Genomic DNA, 19,286 nt, shown 5'->3' on the forward strand with positions numbered 1-19,286 from the left:
TTCCGCACGACCGTGTTACGCACGGTTGCAACGATTATAACGACAAACGCTGACGACACGGCTCTTCCCAGGCAAGCCCCCAAACCTAGTGAGCGACTACCTGAGCCCCGCCTGCCATTGGTCGCTTCTGTTAGCAATAGGCAACCAAGCGTCAATTAAGCCCTATCAATTCGCCCAACTCTGGCAGTTTGGCGTAGAAGAGATAGCCCCCAGCGATCAGCATCCCGAACGAAGAAATCCACAATCCCACGTCCCACAATAGGCCTGGCATGAGACGATGATCGATTCGCCGGTACCGATAAAAGAGCGCGGCAAACGAAAGCATTGGCAACATGATTGCCTGCATCACGCCACTTAGCAAAACCAGCTTGGCCGGCTCGGGTATGATCGCATACACGACAAAACAAAGCAGCGGAAATGCCACATTAAAAACCGTTACCGTGTTATGCAGCGACTTGTCAGAAGGAGGAATGAGACCAAACAAACGAACCCCATCCGCATCAACCCGGGCATGCCCTGCATTGGCGACAAAGAAGGTGGAATACAGAACCGCAAACGCCCCGAACAAGAATAGCGTCGGTGCAATCGTCCCGAACACAGGTTCGTACATCACACTCAAAGTGCGAATCAGCTCGGTACTCTCTGGGTTCATACCCGCACGCCCTAAAATGGCCGCCCCCAGCAGATAGAACGCGATTGTCGCAAAAGTGTAAACAACCATCGAACCCCAAGCATCTAACTGCATGACCTTCATCCAGCCGGAAGCACGGCGAGCCCAACTTTCCGACTCGCTCCTTGGTCCTGTAAAACGGGCGTAGCCTCGCTCGATGCACCAATAGGGATAAGTAATGAGTTCGGAAGCCCCCACACCGATGATGCCAAAGGTTGCTAAGGCGGTAACCACCGGATTCACCCCTGAAACAGTATTGCCTGGCAGGCTGAAGCTTAGCCCCAGCAGCACTTCGCTGCCCGAGACAGCCCAATCGGGCGAGAACTGCAAGGCGAATAGATTGCCAATGGTGACAAGCGTAAAGCTGGCCACCAGGATGGTCGAGAAGTGCTGAATAAAGTGGTACCGCCCCAAATAAAGTAGCCCCGCTGTCACCACCGCGATGATCCCAGCCCACAACTTGTCATCGATACTAACGACGGACTGTTTTAATTCTTGCATCACGGACTGCGAGCTGGCGATCTGCTGCTTGAGGTGTTTAAGCTGATCCTTGTCGGTTGTCTCGCCCATTAACACCTGGTCCGCTTGAATGCTACGCCGGAGGGCAAGATATTGGGCCGAGGTCTCGGACTGGGCCGCTTCTAAAGCTTTCAGCTTGTCCTTTGCCTGAGCCAAAGCAGGCTGGTCATCACGATCGCGAGCCAATCGCGCCAGCGTTTCCTGAATTTGGATTTCAGCTTGAGCCTTGGCAAAGGCGTTGTACTGACGTCCATGTTCCGTTAGGGGTACGCAGATTTGCATGGCCTGGCCTACCGCTCCGACGATTCCGCCTAACTGAGCAAGACTCGCCAAGGTCATCAGTAGCCAATAGACCATCAACCAGTTGATACTGCGCGGTTGTCCCCAAGAGCGAAAACGGACTGCGGGCCCAGGGATTTCGTTCAATCCGTCCAGTGCCGTCTTACCCGACGTAATGGTATAACGTCCGAATTCCACCTGAACGAAAACCTTGATTACGCACCCTAAAATGATCAGCCACAACAGCGAGAAGCCAGCTTCGGCACCCGTTTTGGTTGTCGCGATCAATTCGCCAGAACCGACGATCGAGCCAGCCACAATCAAGCCAGGCCCAAGGTGAGTAAGCATCGACAAGAAGCGTGTTGGCGGCTCGACCGTAAGATCGATCTCGTCCGGAGTCTCTCCGGGAGAAGGCGCGGAATCGCTCATGAGGGGGCAACAAGGTGAGGGGACCAGCGTCCCGGGAGGATGATGGAGGAGGTTGGGTACAGGCTAACCCATTTTGACAGGCTTGAAAAGAACTTGCCTGTCAGGCAGAAGAGAAGGCGCTACAGATAAGAATTAGGCCACCCGGGCACTATGGATTCTCGGAATCGTAGTACATGACTTCTTCTTCCAATATTTCGCCTTCATCAATTGACTCAACAGGAACCCCTTCGCTAATCACTGTATGAGAAGAATAGGGGGCGAATGCCGAGCCAGCGCGCTGACCACTCAACTGTGCTTCGTCAAATGCAGCATACGTATAGTCATAGGGATGACTACACATTGCACAACCCAAACTGCTGGTCAGCATGAAAGAAGCAATCAGGTAGAGGAACGTTTTCATGGCATCGCAGCCTTGCATAGGGAGCCGAATCGTCGGTAGATCTCGTTTCCGTAGTTCTATCGTCAAGTCCGGTCTGGCAAGTTAAGTCGATTTTAACGGTTGAACCGATTTTAAGGGGACTAACTGCTAGCAAATCTAAAACGGAGCTCCCTCGGAACGCGAAAAGACCAGCCTTATCATGGGACTGGTCTTTCCGTGTTGCTTTGCTGTAGAGGTGAAACGGCTTAATTAGGCGATTGCCCGATTCCGATTCGCCATACGATCGCGCATCGGAGGTTGACCATCGATAACGCGGACCATGTCCTGCCACTCGGGCGTTTCCGTTCCCAAAATGTCGACAATCGCGAGCAGCTCTTCCCAATCTTCTTCATTCGTCACCGAGAACCGCAGATCGTTCCGGTCGAGCGATTTCGGCACCGGCAATCTCTCTTGCTGAAAGAGCTCAGGATAGTCCAAGAAGGAGCTATTGATATGGTAAGCATCCGTTTCAGACTTCACCTCGCGGGCAGCCTTGGCGAGGGCCGAACTACGAATCCATTCGGCAAACAAACCAATGTTCGAGCGGCACGCTGGCGAACCATCCTCAAAGCAGTACCCGATATAGTCGTCATGCTGATTCTGCTGAGCAGTGGTCAGCAAGCGATCGATGAGTACCGGATCGCAGAAAGGAGTTTCTAGCGGGACACGCACGATCGAGCTAGAAGGGTACTCGACCGAAGCGTCAGCCAAGCGGGCCAGTGGGGTCTTTTTGCTACTAAAATAGCAGGGAATATCAAGCGGAATCAGACTACCCAATTCGCGATACTTGGGGGCATCGGGCATAACCACAACAATTCCGTCGACCAACTCAGCCTCCGAGACACGTCGAACAAGCCATTCGATCAGAGGTTTGGCGGCTAGTTTACGGCCAGCCAGTTTGCTGGGAGCAAGCCCACCGCTTTGCGGCTCTCCAGGTGCCAAGTTTAGCTGGTCATCGATCTGAACGATGGCGAGATGTTTCATCGCGTCAATCCTTTACTGCGGGAGGGAGGGCTAGGTCACGGCTCGTAACCAGAGGTAGTCCAGTTTCAGTGTATCGGCGGCCAACAAGTTTCGTCAATCTTGAGAAATGAGTCTGCGAACACCTAATGATTGACCTACACCGGCCGGGTAGGAATTAGCAACTCATAGATCCGAGGATCGTGCAAGGTATCCGCGATCATCTGAGCCCCAATAAACGAGTGTTTTTTGCTGTGATCGCCGGGAACTGCAATGGCATGCGTACCGGCATCAATCGCAGCTTTGCAGCCCGTTTCGCTGTCTTCAAACACCACAATTTGTTGCGGCGAAAGCGCAAGACGACTTGCCGCAGCAAGATAAATCTCTGGGTGCGGCTTGCCGTGCTGAACCTCATCGCCGCCAATCACAAACTGAAGATCGGGCGTAATATTAAAACGCCCCAGCAACTCAACAGCCATGTTGCGACTGGCACTGGTGCAAACGGCCAGCGGATACTTGGCTTGCAGAAGCGCCTTAAACAGCTCCGTGAATCCAGGCATCAACCCAAGGGACACTTCAAGAATGTCCGCAAAGATCTCTTCCGATTCGCGTTCCAGAATCTCGATGCTGTCGGCGAGATCATGCCAGTCAATCATCACCTGAAAAGCAACCGGCGCGGGCCGCCCCATCATGGCATCGGTCAGGTCTTGTGAAAGTGCCAAACCACGACGCCGTAGAATCTCAGCAGAAACCTTGGGGTAAAGCATCTCGGTGTTAAGTATCGTTCCATCCATGTCAAAAACGACGGCGCGAATATCTGGCATCTTACCTTCCACTAAAAACGGGGGAAAGAACAAGCAACAAAGCAGCAATTACCAAGGCTCTTACCTGTTTGTCTCATTTTTTCTGCCATTACCCAAGAGGGGCCGCGTTGCCAAACGGGGTAACTCCGTGATATAGTGAGGAACTTAATCGTTTCCACTTGGCGACCACATGGGTGGAGACGAACTTCCTGGGGATGTGGCGAAACTGGCAGACGCGCTAGATTTAGGATCTAGTTCCGCAAGGAGTGCAGGTTCGATTCCTGTCATCCCCACTTAACTTGATACTCTTATGGTTAAGTCCAGGAAAATCGTTCTCGGACATCTAACACCATTCTTTAGCTTGTTCGCTTTCCCACAACAGGGGATTACCGGCAGAAGCCGGCTCGTGGCTTACTGGGAATTTCCCCAATTAAGTGTCCAGGCTACCGCCATCTTTCTTACTCAGGACCGCAAGCCTGACTTTATTTTGAGATGCGAAGTGAAAGCCTTCTCATCACACATAAGTGGCACTTCTACAGTTAAGCTTCTCGCTTAACCTATCAAACCGCTGGTCTGATTTTCTCCTCGGTGATAAGCCCCCAAAACCTAAGTGCATTAAGCAATATTGCTTATTACTACGTTCAACTCTCAATGAGAGGACTGCCTCTATTGAGGTCTGCGCCACCAATCCAAGAGGGGCGACCAACGGAAGCCCCGGATTCGTGGCAAATCTGTCCGTTGCTATGTTGGATTACCGGCGCAGACATCAATAGACTCCGTTTGCCTTGGCAGCCATACAAAGCTCTTTACCAAAAACATAGGAGATTTGAGGCTGAAGAAATCATCAAGCAAAGATAAACCACACCCCCTAGTGACTAACGTAGAACCACCCTAACGGATATCCAGATCTTTATTACAACCAGCAACTCTTCCATCGACCAGCAACAATACACCTAATAGAGGGAATATCGAGATCCCCACATACAGACAAAACCAATCCACCCCGCAGAGCTAATCAGGATAAAAATAAAGAATTAAACCTGATATCCACGATGCGTTTCATCCAAATCGTGCCATGCAAATTATGACAATGCCAGATAAGATATCCATGCTATGGTTTAACAGTCCAACATGATGGTTTGCTTGACTCGATACGGAAGAGTGTATCTATTCTCTACGTTTTCTAGGGAATTCACTCTTTGCGGCGCATAAGAAATTCTCGGTAATCCATCGACGAATAGCCATCGCCCGCTTACACTAGAATACAAGAGTCAACAAAACATCTACCAGAATTGCCATCCCTACAAAGAAAAAGAATCTACCATGGCTAAACGCCCAACTAACAAACCTTCCAAAGCCGATGCTATCCGAAACTTCCAGAAGGAAAACCCGGGAGCCTCTCCGTCGGTTGTTGCTGACGCCCTTAAGAAGTCTGGCTACAAGGATGTGACACCCCAGTATGTCAGCACCATTAAGTCGATGGATAAGCGCAAGTCGCAAGGACCTGGTAAGTCTGGCAAGATTACCGCAGAAGATCTTATGACCGCCAAAGAGTTTGTCGAAACGCTTGGTGGTGTTGGCCGCGCCAAAGAAGCAGTGGACATGCTAAGCCGTCTTTCTGTTTAAGTGGCGAAACCAATACTGATCGATACCTGCGTTTGTTATCTGAACCAGGTCTGACATCCGGTACGAATTCTGGGGCGTCCATTGGACGCCCCAATTTTATTGGCACGATTGAGCTCTGCGCCATCAATCCCATAGGGGCGAACCACGTAAGGCCTGGATTCGTGGCCAATCGATCCCTTGCCATGTTGGATTACCGACGCAGACATCAATAAAGTCGCCAATAGATAGATAACAATGCCATCGCCCCTATCTTTTGATCAACGATTGAATTCGGGGACTAGGATCGGCTGTTAGCTCAGCCTTCAACTGCCGTAGTAGACGAGGATCCGAAGAGGTAATCAAAGCAGCTGCGGCAGCATAGCGGACACTCTCGTCTGGATCCTTGGTCATATAATACAGCCAAGTCTTACGATCTTCTCGTTGCATTAGCGGCAACTCACGAACAACCAGTAAACGCTGGGCGATCTCCGGGTGAGAAAGACGCGTGGCCAGTTCGATATCTGCCGCCGAGAAACGACGATTCTCCAACTCTTGCCGTGCATGTTGCCCTAAGCGAGGACTCTGTGCGTGCAGCTTCCAAATCACTTCCAACGTGGTCAGTGATTTATAGTCTGGCAAAGCCTCTGGCATGATCGGGCCAGGATCGATATGTCGTGGTGACGAGACCAAGGGGGGGAGCTTGAGCGGCTGACTCCCTAAACTAACCCGTTGATTCGCCGGCAAAGCCTCTGCAACGGGCGAAGCAACTTGCTCAGTGGACTGCGGCACCTCAACCATTGGTTGCTGTGACACTCGCGGCAAATTCGGCAAACCAACCTGGTTCCAAGGTAAGCCGGTATTCAAAGCAACTTGGTTGAGATTATCGTACGGCTCGATACCAGGGCGTTGGGGTTCTCTGGTAGATAAGTTATCAAGGTATTGAGCCAGTAACTCATCACTAGCAGCAGCGATCTCTTGCGATGGCGAACCAGCCGAGCGTTCGATGAGACGCTCGACGGCGACAAGATAGGCCCCCTCTTGAGTAGCCGGGCCACCAAGGTTCCAACTGGCCATACGGACGGCAGCTAGGTGGACCTCTTCGCGAACTTTATCGGAATAGTGTGGTATCTCATCGTGCAATGCCTCTGCCAGCAGCACAGCATCCTGGGCAATCTGCATGCCAGCATGTTGTTCCCAGCGATCGATCAACAGATTTAACTGCCGACTGGCCTCCAAGGAAATCACTGGTCGCTCCGATCTCATCCAGACAGCCAGTTTGCGATAGGGCGCACGCGTATGCCGTATGATGTGCGCCATACGCCGGGGAACCTCTTCCTCCGAGGCATTCAACAACACATCATCCATCCGATTGGGTAGGAGATACCATTTCGCGACGGTACTGAATCCCGCGAATGCCAACAGTAGCCCCGCTACCATCACGGCTGTTATGCGGATCGGGTATCTCGTGAATCCGGCTGATTGCTGCATCGAATTGCTCGGTGTTTAGGTGCTGGCAAGTGCATGAAGCATGCAGGAATGGCCCTGCTAGCATGCGGTTCGCCAGGGGAATCTCAGAATGATTGTGGCGATCATAGCGATTCGACCGAATTAAGGGTAAGGCCATCTAGCCATCGCGAAGCCAAGGGGGGAATGCTTGCATGCCGATTTTTAAAACTCTATCCGCACACAAACAGTTGCCCTCTTTTTTTCGACGTATCGTGCTTCATTTAGGGGTAGCGATATTGGCTTGGCATGCGTTTCCGATGAATGCAGAAGTGCAAGCAGCGGAACCAGAAGCAATGCTGGTCAGCTTCAGCCGCGAAGAAAAACAGGATGCTCTCCAGCAGATCCCGTTTAAAAATTTGCGACCGCAAGATCAAAACCGCGTTTCCGAGGTCGTCAAAGATCCCAGCATCTTTCGACGTCTGCCGGTCCAGGTTATTGATTGCGATCCAGAGCTATACGCGTTTCTGGTGACGTATCCCGAGATCGTTGTGAGCATCTGGGAGTTGATGGGCATCACCACTGTTCAAGTACAAAGAACTGGCCCGGTAAACTTTCATGCCAACGACGGAGCAGGCACCGTCAGCAAAGTCGATATTATCTATGCCGATAACGATACCAACGTCTATTTTGCCGAAGGATATTACGAAGGCCCGTTAGCCCCACGACGGATCACGGCTCAATGCGTTCTGATATTAAAGTCTGGTTTCACCACTGCAGCCAACGGCAAAGCTTATATCTCGAATCGCTTGGATGTCTTCGTCAAATTTGAAAGTCGCGGGGCAGACTTTCTCGCCCGCACTTTGCATCCCCTAATCGGTAAGACAGCGGACTACAACTTCGCCGAAACATCTTCTTTCATTAGCAAGATCTCGAAGAATGCGGAAAGCAATGTCGCTGGCATGCAAAATTTAATCTCCAAACTGAACAAGGTTGAACCAACCGTGCGAGATCAGTTTGGTAGTGTGGTGGGGCGTGTTTATCAGCGCAAAGTAATTGCTGAGAGAGGTTTGCAACAGCAACTGTCTCAGGAAGACCCCAGCGAACCACTGCCCTTAGCCGCTGCCCCTGCTCGAGAACCTGCGGCTCTTGAGAAGATGGAACCGAGCTATGCTCAGCCAATTGCGATTCATCGCCGGCAACCAGAAGCCGATAAAACCAGCCCCATGGTTTTTGCTCCGGTCCCACGCAAGCGTCATGCGGAACTCCGCCGCTAATAGCGGTGTGGCTGCATGCTCTCCGAACTTTGCGGATGACAGCGTCCTCAAGCGAAACCAAGCTTAGCATTCTACCTACGAATTCAGGGGCCCCCGATGGTGGCCCCTTTTACATTTAGTAAAGCTGTCCTTGATGTTCCGTCAGGTTACGCGTGGCTTCTTTGATCGCTCTGATTGCCTGGCCTTTCGGATGCTTAAAAGACGAAGCCTAGGCCGTGGTTCCATTCTCGCTGAAGCGAGCTTTCGCGAGTTCTTTTAGCTCGCGCAGATCAAGCTTGCCAGTGCCCAGAATCGGAATCTTATCGACTTGGACAAAGCTATCGGTGGCGGGAATGAACAGATTCGGTAGCCCCGCTTGCTTCAGCCGCTGACAAATCTCTGCTGGGGTTAACTCCATCGGGATGTGAACGACCACAATCCGTTCCCCTTTGGTCGGATGATCTACCGCAGTGACCGCTACTTCGATTCCATCTTCTTCGCTCTCATTTGGCCCTAGAATCGACTGAATCGCCTCTTCGATGCGCACATGAGGAATCATCTCTCCGCCAATCTTCGAGAAACGGCTCACGCGTCCGGTAATCTTCAGGAAGCCATCTTCGTCAATCAACGCGACATCGCCCGTCTTGTACCAGCCGTCCTGTAGTACGTCGGCGGTTTCCTCCGGCATATCGTAATAGCCTTTCATCACATTGGGCCCGGTGATGTAAAGCATGCCAGCTTCATTGGCTCCTTTTTCCTCGCCGGTATCGAGATCGATGATTCGTGCCGCCACATTAGGAATAGGACGCCCAACGGTTCCCTCTTTACGATCAATCTGGAAATTATCAATCGAACGCGCCGGAGGAATATTTACCGCGACCAGAGGGGATAACTCGGTTGTGCCGTAACCTTCAACCGGACGGACACCAAACTTTTCTTCAAAAGCATCGCTCAGATCACCTGGCAGCTTTTCCGCCCCGGCCACAACAATCTCTAATGTGGCAAAGGCCTCTTTATCGACCCGTCGCAAGTAACTCCGCAAGAAGGTCGGCGTGACTAAAATCGCGGTCCCTTTATGCTTCTTAGTCAGATTCCCGATCACCTTCGGTTCAAGTGGGCTGAAGTGGTAGGCCAACTTCACATCAATGCCAAACAGCGTCCACAGCGTGACGGTGTATCCGAAAGAATGAAAAAACGGCAGGATCCCAATGATCACGTCATTTCGATTGAGATGGATCATCTGCTGAATCGCTTGCACGTTGGACGAAACGTTGGCGTGAGTCAGTTGAACCCCTTTAGGCACTCCAGTGGAGCCCGAAGTAAAGATCACCGTTAGCGTATCGTTCGGTCCGATCTTGTTCAGCCCATAAACGCGATCCAAGATCCAGCTAGGTGTCACAAACGCCGTGAAAGCGCAGCTGATCTTATCCCAAGTCGTTGGCTTGCTGGCCAAATCTTCCAAGTAAACGACGTTGCATTCGAGTTGCCAGTCGAATTTATCCATGAACTTGCGACTGGTCAGCACCGATTGGATACCACACTTCTTAATGCAGTAATTCATCACATCGTTGCTGGTCGTATAGTTCAAGTTGACGGCTACCCGGCGATCAAGCGCCAGAGCCCCATTCACGGCAGCACCAGCCACCGACGGAGGAAGCAGCACGCCCACATATTGTTCTTCTTTGCGGGGCTTAAGGATATGCCGATTCAGTAGCCGGCGCAGGACCAAGATCCGTGTCAGAAACACACCGCCAGAGAGGTCGACTCCGGTAGAATCCGCAACCTTCGATCCGAAAAGCCGCCCCTTACAAATACGCAGCAATGATTTCGCCGGTGGAATCACTCGATCAACACGTCGCTTAAATGCGATCGCCCCTAGCTGCTGCACAGCCTGGCGAATTTCATGAATGCCATACGGCGGGTTAATTGGCTCGCCGAAGTGAATCGAAATGGGCGTTTGCAAGCTTCGCGGCCATTTCCAGAAGAATCGTCCTTCACTAAACGTAAAAGCGCTTCCCCAAAGCTCGTCAATAAAAACCGGTACCACAGGCGCCGAAGTACCTTCGACCATCTTCAATAAGCCAGGTCGAAATCCCTGGATTTGACCACTGCGAGTAATTCCACCTTCCGCAAAGACACAAACGAGTTCTCCGTTTTCAATTGCCTCGCGTCCGGCTTGCAAAGCTCGCTGAATTCCCTTGGGGCCTTTATCGATTAAGATCGCACCGTGGTACTCGACAAACCGGCGGAACCACTCGCTCTTGAAATTTCCTCCCCAAACCAACATCCGCACCGGGCGACTACTGGTAAGCATCAGCAGCACGCCATCGAGCCACGACACATGGTTCGAGACCAACAGCGCGCCCCCTTCCGCCGGAAGGTTCTCGCGATCGTGAACGCGAATTCGGTAGAACGTCTCGCTAGCCAACCAAACCAAAAAGCGAAGCGAGTTCTGTGGGAGCAGATAAAGGATGTAGAACAAAATCGGAATCGTCACGGCGCTGCAAAGCAAAAAGATTTGCCGCGAACTCAGAATAGGCAGCCTGGTTGCCTGCAGAAAAACCTGCCCTACCAGACGTTTGTCATCCGGGTATTTTTCCACCAGCTTGCTGCGTTCCAGCGGCGTTTTGTCAGCAAATGCGTGTCGCAACTGGGTGAGCAGCAGGGAAGCAAACGCATACTTTTCCTCTTCTGCATTAGACGACAACGCTTTGGCCAGCTCTGCCGGATCTGCCGTTGTTTGCTTCTCGGCTAATTGCTGCTCGAATAGCTTTGAGGTCTCTTGAACTTTCGTTTTAAATTCAGGGCTAATCTCTAACTTGGCAATTTGACCAATGTTCTCTACATCGCCATCGTAGACCCGTTCGGTAAGCCCCCAAAAGACGATCGAGATAAACAAGATCCCGCCAAAAGTAAGAAAGTTCGTGGCTGCGAGAATGGTTCCGCGTTTCTCAGCCGGGGCCCGATGCTGTAGGAAAGACGCCAACGGAACCTCAAACAGCCCGGCCGAAAGCCCCATGAAGAACAATAACAGGCTCGCGAAAACGAAAACGAAGTTCCAGCTACCAACCTCATTCACGATATTCGAAGGCGTAAGAAACAGCAGAAAGGAACAGATGGCCAGCCCAGTCGCTCCTAATGGGAGAATCCCCATTTCGACGTGTCCTTGCGACCAATAACCGGCCAACACACAACCAACTGCTGTTCCCACCACCAGCACCGCCAGCAGAGGGCCGACGTCCGACTGGGTAGTGGTTCCGCTTTCGGAGGCAAACTGATCGATATTCAACTGAGCTAAGGCGGCCAGCGTCCAGAAAAACGCGCTTCCCACAGCCACATGGAAAATCGCGTGATTCATACGCAACACCTTCAAGTCCTTCCAGACGCTCCGGAAAGGATTCCAGGGAAACTTTAAATCTGGTTGGTTTACCGGCAGTCGCTGGATCCAAGTGCTCGTCCAGATCCCGATCGCAGCGCAACCTACCATAATCAGGCCAGCGATCCAAAGATTGGTGGTGCCTTGCTTGGTAACGTCGCTAAGCAGGTTACCGACAATGGTCCCCAACGCAGTGGCAACCACGGTCGCTAAGCCAATAATGCCGTTTGCGGACGAGATATGCTTGGTCTTTAAAATTTCAGGGATGGCCCCCAACTTGGCGGGGCCGTACATCGCACTTTGAGCCCCCAAAAGAAAGACCACACTAAACAGCCAAGGGAGATGTCCATTCCAAGCGAGGCAAAGCCCCAGCAACATGATGACGATCTCGGCGATCTTACACGCGAGAATGACCGAACGTTTGCTATATCGATCGGCAAAGAAAGCCGCATGGGGGGCAAAGAAAAGGTAAGGAGCAACCATACAGGCCGTTCCCGCCATAAGGATGGCCCCGACATCTTCTGGGTATTTTTCCTTGCCAATTCCGATGACATACCAACGAAAGATATTGTCATTCGCGGCTCCGAGAAACTGCGTTAAAACCAAGCCAATGAAGCTCATTGACGTAAGGTTTTTCCGCTCGTCGTCTTGTTCTCGGATGGTGGGCTCGTGGACGCCAGGGGCCATTCGTCTATTCCGCGCGTTGCATGCCTTGGTTGCAATTCCGTAAGACTAGCCGATTTGAGGCGTTAAACCAACGCCACAAGCCAGCTGATGGCATGATTTTGCCAACGCTTTTCTACGCGGAAATAACATGAAAATGCGGCAAATCAGGGATACTCACTTCCCTGAACCTGGGCACTTTAGGCAGCTACGGCGAAATCAATCGCCACTTAGGCAGGCAGATCGACATCAATCAGGCGACGAATGGTCTCCTGTAGATGCTCGGGAAGGAAGGGCTTCACGATAAAATCTTGAGCCCCTTTGCGGACCGCTTCGGCAACCAACGTCGTCTGGTTCAAAGCACTAACCATAACCACTTTGGCATCTGGATCGCAGGCGATAATCTCGGTGAGCCCGTGGATACCGTCATGCTCCGGCATCACAATATCCATTGTAACGATGTCAGGCTTGAGCTCTTTATACATGTCGACCGCTTCTTGCCCATTTTGAGCTTCACCCACAATCGTCCAGCCATCTTCGGTGAGCGAATCGATGACGAGCTTGCGCATCAACATAGAATCATCGCAGACCAATGCTCGCCCACGTGAAGGTGCGGATGTGTTCATGGCAAAACTTCTTTCGTGATAACCGTGTCAAAGAAAGTCGCGGATCATATCGCTCCTAGTATTCCTAGGTCACTGTTGTGACAAGCAAGGGGGGCCTCTCTCAACTTTGCGCTCTCTTTGCAGAGCATTGCTCGCGCTGATCACTCAATTTGCTTTGATCGTCCGTTTCGTTGTAATCATCACCAAGGGTGTAGAAGTCGTTCAACGAGAAATGCTCGTCGTGGCCTGTCCTATTTCACGAATTTATAGAGTGGCGGGTTGTTCTGCCGGATGAATCTCGAATCTTTAGGTTCAGCGAAACAGCGGAGCGGAATCGTGGAAATCAATCGCAACCAATACTTTATGATTGGAATCGTGCTGTTGGCACTGGGAATCCAGTTTCGCCTGATCGACTCGGTTACATTGACTTCAGAAGCAAGTCAGTTCCTCGCCAAACGTTTTGCCGCGAAAAGTGCGGAAACTTCCGATGTTCCTACCGCTTTCGTCGCCGCAGCCGAACAGGCTCAGATTTCTCCCAAGCGAACGGTCAAGCCTCCCCAGTGGCTAGGCTGGGCTTTAATCTCGATGGGGGGAGTGCTCGTTCTTCATAGTCTGGCAATGCCCAAACCGGGATAATCCCTACCAAGCTCTGGAACGGCAGAAAACACACGTTAGACCGCCAGCGTTTACGGGTTTTTGTAGGGGCGATACCTGGGATTTTCACCCCGGGTAAAGCGAGGATTCCCAGTTAGCTGGTTTGCGTCGCGTAACGCACTGTAGGGACGAAGTCGTACGTCGTCGAGGCTAGCCGCAAAAGTCCCCTGCCCTGGCACAATGAGCTTCAACACCAGGATGCCATGCGGAGAAATACCACCATCGGTCGCCGGTGAATTCCCCTGATAAGGCAAGCGAGCAACTCGTGAGTCGTAACGTGCGGTGGTTTGATTCAAAGGAATTCGCCATGCCCCGACTCGTTCAAATCGAGATCCTTGACCTTGCGGTACTCCGGAATAGCTCTCACTCTGAAAAGCATATAACTCCGCCTCTAAGTACCCTTGCGCTACCGTAGGCATCCCTTCGGCATCTTCCGCCGAAAAAGTGACTTCCAGGCCATCTACCGTAGGGTTCTGATCCCAGTTTTTATAGGTAGCCCAGGCCGACAGAGAAGCAATGGGAGCCGATTTTTGACTGTCTTCATTCTGAATGACAGCCACTTCATTTTCGTTGCTGAAAGCAGTCGAAGGGCCGATCGTTAGCAGCCCTGATGAAATCCCAGTGGGCGAACCTGCTTCGTGAACACGGTGGATCAGTGTTTTCAGTTGTTCGAACGAGGCTGGCTGCTCGTTGATCGTTAACTCGCGGATTGCCTTCCAAGCAATAGGGCGAGTCAGCTCGATCGAGCCACGCGTCGAGGTAATTCGAACCGTATCGAAATTGCTTTTTGGCGATAGAGTCCCTCGAAATGTGCGTCCACTAGCGGTGGTTAGCTCGACAATCGATTTCGTCGAAAGATCCTGAGCAAGAACCATATTCGACCCAATCGCCATCAGCCCGCTCAGGACAAACAGCAGCGCCACCACAAAGGGCGCCAAGGAATATGGGAGGATCGATTCGTGCATGGCTAATCTTACGCAAGAGGAAGAGGCAGATTACTTCCCCCTTCTATATGCAGCCGAAATGCCAACTCCATCCAGACGCCACACAAACAACATAAACCAATTTACTCAAAGGCTTTGCAACGAACACACACTAACTCGCGAATGTTTCTTTTTCACCACCTGAGAGATTTTTCGCAACATTGATGAGGGAAGAACGCATCTCCGCCAATCGCAACCTAATCTTGAGGAAACAGCACGAATAATCAAATGATGAGTGATCAGCATGAATAAATGGCTACCTTGTTTTGTCAGCCTTTTGTGCGTGGCAGCTTTTTTCTTGGCGACGGCCCCCCCTTCTCGCCCGAACGTTTCCGCTCAGGAAGCCGATACCAACATCACCGATAGGGCCCAGCAAGCCGAAGAGATGTTTCAAAAGAAGAATCGCCTTCGTGAAGGCGCGGAAGTTGTCGATGAGATCGGCAGTTTTGAATGGGTCGGAGATCGACTCAGCTTCTCCCCCGAAAATGGGGATCACACCTTCAAAATCCTAGAAAACCGCATGATGGAACGTGTCGTCCAGGCCCAGGAAAACTCGACAAGCAAACTCATCTGGGTGGTCACCGGCAACATTACCGAATACCGCGGCGGTAATTTCTTGCTGATGAAGCATGTGATTTTAGACGGAAAACGGAACGACTAGCTCGCTTTTCGAGCGTTTGCCTAATCCAACGTCTGAAGTGCAGCTAGCTAGTGAACTCTGGCAATCAATCGACAAGATCGTTATCTCCCCCGGTTCGCTGGGCTACTGACTGGTGATCGCATCTTGGGATCGATAATCTATAGGTCGTTGACACTACATAAGTGAAAATTATCATAGGGTTTAGCGTTAGAAACGATTCTGGCGCTGAAGTGGCCTGAAAGATTCTCAGAATGCTTCGTTTTTCCTTTGTATTCGTGAATCTCGCTACGTTAGAATTCTGCGAAGTCTTCAGGTAAAGGGAACCAAATCAATGTCGGATCAAAAACGCCTTAAAATCTCGGACGTGGATGGCGTCACCGTGGTTGAGTTCAAGGATCGCAAGATTCTGGACGACATCCAAATTCAAGAGATCGGGCAAGAGTTTAGCGACCTGGTCGAGGTCGACGGCAAGCGTACAATTCTATTGAACTTTTCTAACGTCGAATTCCTATCCAGTTCGGCGCTGGGTAAGCTGATTAGCCTGGATAAGCACGTGAAGCAGAAAGACGGAACGCTCAAAATGAGCAATATCCGTCCTGAAATCATGGAAGTCTTCGCGATCACTCGGCTGAACAAGCTTTTTGACATCAAAGAAGATGTTCCGGACGCTTTGGCCGCTTTTCGTGGTTAATTGCGTGGCTGCTGTTTTCGCACCCCCGGGTTTATCGCTACACTATTGCTATCACCCACCCGGTGGTGCGATGTTTTGTGGCCAGCTGATCTCCAATCAGGTGCCAGGCAAACCTGATTGCCTATTCCCGTAACACTCCTCCCATTTGTGATTGCGCTTAGTTATGGGCGACGACAATAACTGGCTCTGGTCCACCGTGGAGACAATCCCTAGCGATACGGGGGAAGGCCAACGTCTTATCAAAGAGTTGCTCACCCAGCTTGAACTAGCGGAGTGGGCCTCGCACGATTCGTTTGGCATTCACTTGGCCGCTGAAGAAGCAATCGTCAACGCGATTAAACACGGCAACAAGCAAGACCCCAACAAATCGGTCCATGTCGACATCCGCGTGGGCAAGCAAGAGGTCATGATCCATATCACGGACGAAGGCCCCGGCTTTAACCCGGAAGCCGTGCCAGACCCAACTTTGGACGAAAATCTTGACGTCCCCTCTGGCCGAGGTGTAATGCTCATCAAAGCTTACATGACGGACGTCCAATACAACGAGCAAGGAAACTCGGTTCGTATGACGAAAACCAAGTCGAATTAGATCATTCTGGGCCTTTCCTGCGAACCCGTTTTTGTCCTAGCCTGTCATTCTCGATACAAACCTACCTTCTCCCAAGCCAACTCTGAAAACTTTCGTTAGAGGTGGTCTTGAAAGGACGAAGGAAAAAAGTAAACTTAGTCACTTCTGATCCCCTGTAGCTCAGTTGGTAGAGCAGGCGGCTGTTAACCGCCTTGTCGCAGGTTCGAGTCCTGCCGGGGGAGCCTTTCTTTGCAGCGGAATACGCGCTGGAAATTGAAGCTACAAAAAAACGCCGAGAGCATTTGCTTTCGGCGTTTTTTTTGTTTTCTGGTTGCAGTGTAGCGGAGATAGTAAACGCTTTGATTCACCCGCCTTGGGCATTTACGGGGAGTCGAAGTTCTTTACTTCGATAGACCAACGGTCGTGCTGTTTGAGTTCGCTGTCTTCGCCGAGAAACATCTTCGATGCGGCTTGCTTCCCTTTAAGCTGCCAATCGAGCCACGCCAAGGCTACACGGGAGTATTCGCCACCGTGGGGCTGGCGGTACGTTCCCCCATGCCCGACGTCTAAGTTTGTCATTACGATGGGAACGTGATCGACCCGCGCGAAGTCGTCCATCGCATTGTTGTAGGCAATGTCGGACGGGCCCCCCATGATGTACAGAACCGGCCGGTGAAACTTTTTCAGATCTTCCTTTTGCAAGCTGGGCATTGCTGGGATCTGTGACGGATTAGCCAGGATGCCACTATTGCACACGATGGTGGTCGTAATCCTGGGGTCGCTCGATATTTCAATGGCCTGCAGCCCGCCGCAAGACATTCCCATCGCGGCAACCTTCGTGGTGTTTATCTTGCCTGCATACGTGCTGTCGGCCTTTTCATTTTCAGCAATAATCCAATCCAAGGCCGTTAATAGCTGTTTGGCTTGCGTTCTTTGGCGGGAGGCTTCGTTGCGATCTGTTAGTTGATCGAGCGGGCCGATCCCGAGAACAATGTAACCTTGGGAAGCGATTTCACTGAGGAAGTTTTTATGTTCCTCAGTCGTGTTCGCACAGGCTCCATTTCCCCATAGCAGAATTGGTAGTTTTGCTTCCCTACCGAACGGTGACAAATCTTGCGGGCGATAGATGGTAATGCCCGCCAAGCTTGCGTCTTCTGTAGCAATGGCTGAGAAAGGCCCTTGGCCTCCGTCTTCGATCTTGATCTGTTGGGGAGGTTCAGTGGCCTTACTCGAATCACGATTTTCCAGTTCATCGACAATCGCCACATAGGCAGGCTTAGGGTGGTTGCCGGCATCGAAAAGCAAAGGATGCTGCCCCCAACGCCACGTCCGACGATCATTCAATCCCCAGAAGGTAACTCGTTCAATCACATCTTGATGCTTCTTGAAGATGGCAAAGAGCTGGGCATAGTCGTCCGCTTGTTGCTTGAGATCCTCCAGGGAAGGAGGCGTTGCGCTACGGAAACCGCGTCGATTGAATCCGCCCCCAAACTGCCCGCCAGAAGCGCCACGTATGGTGACATCAAGCTCGGTGATGCTGACCTTCAAACCGAGAGAAGCATAGTCGGTGATCGCCTTTTCGATCTCTTTAAAAGGAACACTACCACTGCGCCAGTGACCTTGAATGCCAACCGCATGAATTGGTGCTCCATCAGCCAAAAGCCGCCGTAGCAACACCATCGAACTCTCGTGCTTGGAACCTGATTCAATGTTGTAGTCGTTGTAATAAAGGACTGCCGTAGGATCGGCTTCGTGGGCGTACTGAAACGCCAAAGTAAGGAATTCCGGACCCAACGCTTGCAGCCATTTCGAGTTTCGCAGGTTCTCGGTCTTTGCTGCCTGAGGACCGCCTCGATCGTCGATGGCCTCGTTCACCACATCCCAGCTTTGCAGTTGCCCTTTATAGCGTCCGACGAGCGTATGAATATGCTCCTTCATCCGCTGCTTAATTACTTCCTTGTCGTCCCCCTCGAAAAACCACCCAGGCGTTTGAGCATGCCAAACCAACGTATGACCGTGAATGGTCATCTGATTCTGACGAGCCCACTCCACCAAGGCGTCTGCCCGTTCGAATTGCCATTGATTTTCCTGCGGATGAAGTCGCTCTGGCTTCATGCAGTTCTCAGGTGTTATTGCGGCAAAATGCTCAGCGGCGAGCGCCAGTTCCTCTGCGGAATAACGGGCCGGGAGGTCGCCTGCCATGCCGATCAAAAAGAAATCTTTACCAGCATCCTTGAGCAAATGATCAATCTTCACTTCAACCAGGGGTGCCACTTCTGTCGTAGGCTGTCGTTTTGGCACTTGTCGTGTGGCTACGACTTCCTGGCCATTCCGATTTCCGAACATGCGGCTGAGGACGAGGTCGTTTCCTTTTAGTTTGCCGGAGTACTCAATCCGCAGTTCCCGCTGGTCAAACTGGCGAACCTCGGCGAAAGAGATCGTATCGTCAGTGATTTTCACCTCGGTAAATTCAACGTCACGTTTTTCCCCCTCGGCCTCAACGTGGGCCGTCGCTTTTGCTGCTGCGTCGCCTTCGGGCGTAAATTGCAATTGATACGTTTGCATTCCAAACGGCGTTTCAAACTGTGCGTACCAAGTACCGGCGAGCGTTGTTTTTGCTGGCGTAGGCTCTTTTGTCGGCGTTTGTTCCTGGCCAAAAACCATGGCGGTACCCAGCAACACGCAACTGGCAAAGATAATTGTTCTTAGTGACATTGGGGTGAT

16 protein-coding genes and 2 tRNA genes are annotated in these 19,286 nt (G+C 51.6%); 8 read left to right on the forward strand and 10 right to left on the reverse strand.

Annotated features, from left to right (window positions below; all coding sequences use genetic code 11):
- Positions 1–151: 151 nt before the first annotated feature.
- The 4 genes from DTL42_RS06810 to DTL42_RS06825 form a co-directional block, all read right to left on the reverse strand.
- A complete protein-coding gene (locus tag DTL42_RS06810) occupies positions 152–1,897 on the reverse strand; it encodes an Nramp family divalent metal transporter (protein WP_199590040.1) in 1,746 nt (581 codons plus the stop codon).
- 148 nt (positions 1,898–2,045) lie between these two features.
- The gene (locus DTL42_RS06815; protein ID WP_147274182.1) at positions 2,046–2,297 is read right to left on the reverse strand and encodes a hypothetical protein; all 252 of its coding nucleotides are present in this window, start codon (positions 2,295–2,297) and stop codon (positions 2,046–2,048) included.
- 228 nt (positions 2,298–2,525) lie between these two features.
- Positions 2,526–3,299: a cytidylyltransferase domain-containing protein gene (locus DTL42_RS06820; protein ID WP_114367887.1), complete on the reverse strand. Its 774-nt coding sequence runs from the start codon at positions 3,297–3,299 to the stop codon at positions 2,526–2,528.
- 134 nt (positions 3,300–3,433) lie between these two features.
- Positions 3,434–4,099: an HAD family hydrolase gene (locus DTL42_RS06825; RefSeq protein ID WP_114367888.1), complete on the reverse strand. Its 666-nt coding sequence runs from the start codon at positions 4,097–4,099 to the stop codon at positions 3,434–3,436.
- Positions 4,100–4,289: 190 nt separating this feature from the next.
- On the opposite strand from DTL42_RS06825, the gene DTL42_RS06830 reads away from it, so the two are divergent.
- Together DTL42_RS06830 and DTL42_RS06835 are read left to right on the forward strand one after the other, a co-directional pair.
- Positions 4,290–4,371, forward strand: a tRNA-Leu gene (locus DTL42_RS06830).
- Positions 4,372–5,401: 1,030 nt separating this feature from the next.
- Positions 5,402–5,704, forward strand: coding sequence for a hypothetical protein (locus tag DTL42_RS06835; protein ID WP_114367889.1), 303 nt, complete (start codon positions 5,402–5,404; stop codon positions 5,702–5,704).
- Positions 5,705–5,950: 246 nt separating this feature from the next.
- Here DTL42_RS06835 and DTL42_RS06840 read toward each other — a convergent pair whose 3' ends face one another.
- Positions 5,951–6,928, reverse strand: coding sequence for a HEAT repeat domain-containing protein (locus tag DTL42_RS06840; RefSeq protein ID WP_147274183.1), 978 nt, complete (start codon positions 6,926–6,928; stop codon positions 5,951–5,953).
- Positions 6,929–7,040: 112 nt separating this feature from the next.
- A complete protein-coding gene (locus tag DTL42_RS26230; protein ID WP_114367891.1) occupies positions 7,041–7,307 on the reverse strand; it encodes a hypothetical protein in 267 nt (88 codons plus the stop codon).
- A gap of 34 nt (positions 7,308–7,341) precedes the next feature.
- Between DTL42_RS26230 and DTL42_RS06850 the strand changes: the two genes are divergently transcribed.
- Complete coding sequence (locus DTL42_RS06850) at positions 7,342–8,403, forward strand: hypothetical protein (protein ID WP_114367892.1); 1,062 nt, start codon at positions 7,342–7,344, stop codon at positions 8,401–8,403.
- Between the two features lie 208 nt (positions 8,404–8,611).
- Here the strand turns inward: DTL42_RS06850 and DTL42_RS06855 are convergent, their stop codons facing one another.
- Positions 8,612–12,445, reverse strand: coding sequence for an MFS transporter (locus DTL42_RS06855; protein ID WP_114367893.1), 3,834 nt, complete (start codon positions 12,443–12,445; stop codon positions 8,612–8,614).
- Positions 12,446–12,651: 206 nt separating this feature from the next.
- The gene (locus DTL42_RS06860; RefSeq protein WP_114367894.1) at positions 12,652–13,047 is read right to left on the reverse strand and encodes a response regulator; all 396 of its coding nucleotides are present in this window, start codon (positions 13,045–13,047) and stop codon (positions 12,652–12,654) included.
- Between the two features lie 270 nt (positions 13,048–13,317).
- Here DTL42_RS06860 and DTL42_RS06865 point away from each other — a divergent pair, with 270 nt between their 5' ends.
- Positions 13,318–13,662, forward strand: coding sequence for a hypothetical protein (locus DTL42_RS06865; RefSeq protein ID WP_114367895.1), 345 nt, complete (start codon positions 13,318–13,320; stop codon positions 13,660–13,662).
- Between the two features lie 50 nt (positions 13,663–13,712).
- On the opposite strand, the gene DTL42_RS06870 is transcribed toward DTL42_RS06865, so the two are convergent.
- Positions 13,713–14,645, reverse strand: a complete 933-nt coding sequence (locus tag DTL42_RS06870) for a hypothetical protein (protein ID WP_114367896.1) — start codon at positions 14,643–14,645, stop codon at positions 13,713–13,715.
- Between the two features lie 262 nt (positions 14,646–14,907).
- On the opposite strand from DTL42_RS06870, the gene DTL42_RS06875 reads away from it, so the two are divergent.
- The 4 genes from DTL42_RS06875 (at position 14,908) to DTL42_RS06890 (ending at position 16,804) form a co-directional block, all read left to right on the forward strand.
- Positions 14,908–15,324 (forward strand): hypothetical protein, encoded by a 417-nt coding sequence (locus DTL42_RS06875; RefSeq protein WP_114367897.1) that lies wholly within the window; start codon positions 14,908–14,910, stop codon positions 15,322–15,324.
- A gap of 310 nt (positions 15,325–15,634) precedes the next feature.
- Positions 15,635–15,994 (forward strand): STAS domain-containing protein, encoded by a 360-nt coding sequence (locus DTL42_RS06880; protein ID WP_114367898.1) that lies wholly within the window; start codon positions 15,635–15,637, stop codon positions 15,992–15,994.
- 163 nt (positions 15,995–16,157) lie between these two features.
- Positions 16,158–16,583 (forward strand): ATP-binding protein, encoded by a 426-nt coding sequence (locus DTL42_RS06885; protein ID WP_114367899.1) that lies wholly within the window; start codon positions 16,158–16,160, stop codon positions 16,581–16,583.
- A gap of 148 nt (positions 16,584–16,731) precedes the next feature.
- Positions 16,732–16,804 (forward strand) — tRNA-Asn (locus DTL42_RS06890).
- A 139-nt stretch (positions 16,805–16,943) separates the two neighbouring features.
- Here DTL42_RS06890 and DTL42_RS06895 read toward each other — a convergent pair.
- The gene (locus DTL42_RS06895; RefSeq protein ID WP_114367900.1) at positions 16,944–19,277 is read right to left on the reverse strand and encodes an endo-1,4-beta-xylanase; all 2,334 of its coding nucleotides are present in this window, start codon (positions 19,275–19,277) and stop codon (positions 16,944–16,946) included.
- Between the last annotated feature and the right edge of the window lie 9 nt (positions 19,278–19,286).

This window comes from Bremerella cremea (assembly GCF_003335505.1).
Classification (GTDB): domain Bacteria; phylum Planctomycetota; class Planctomycetia; order Pirellulales; family Pirellulaceae; genus Bremerella; species Bremerella cremea_A.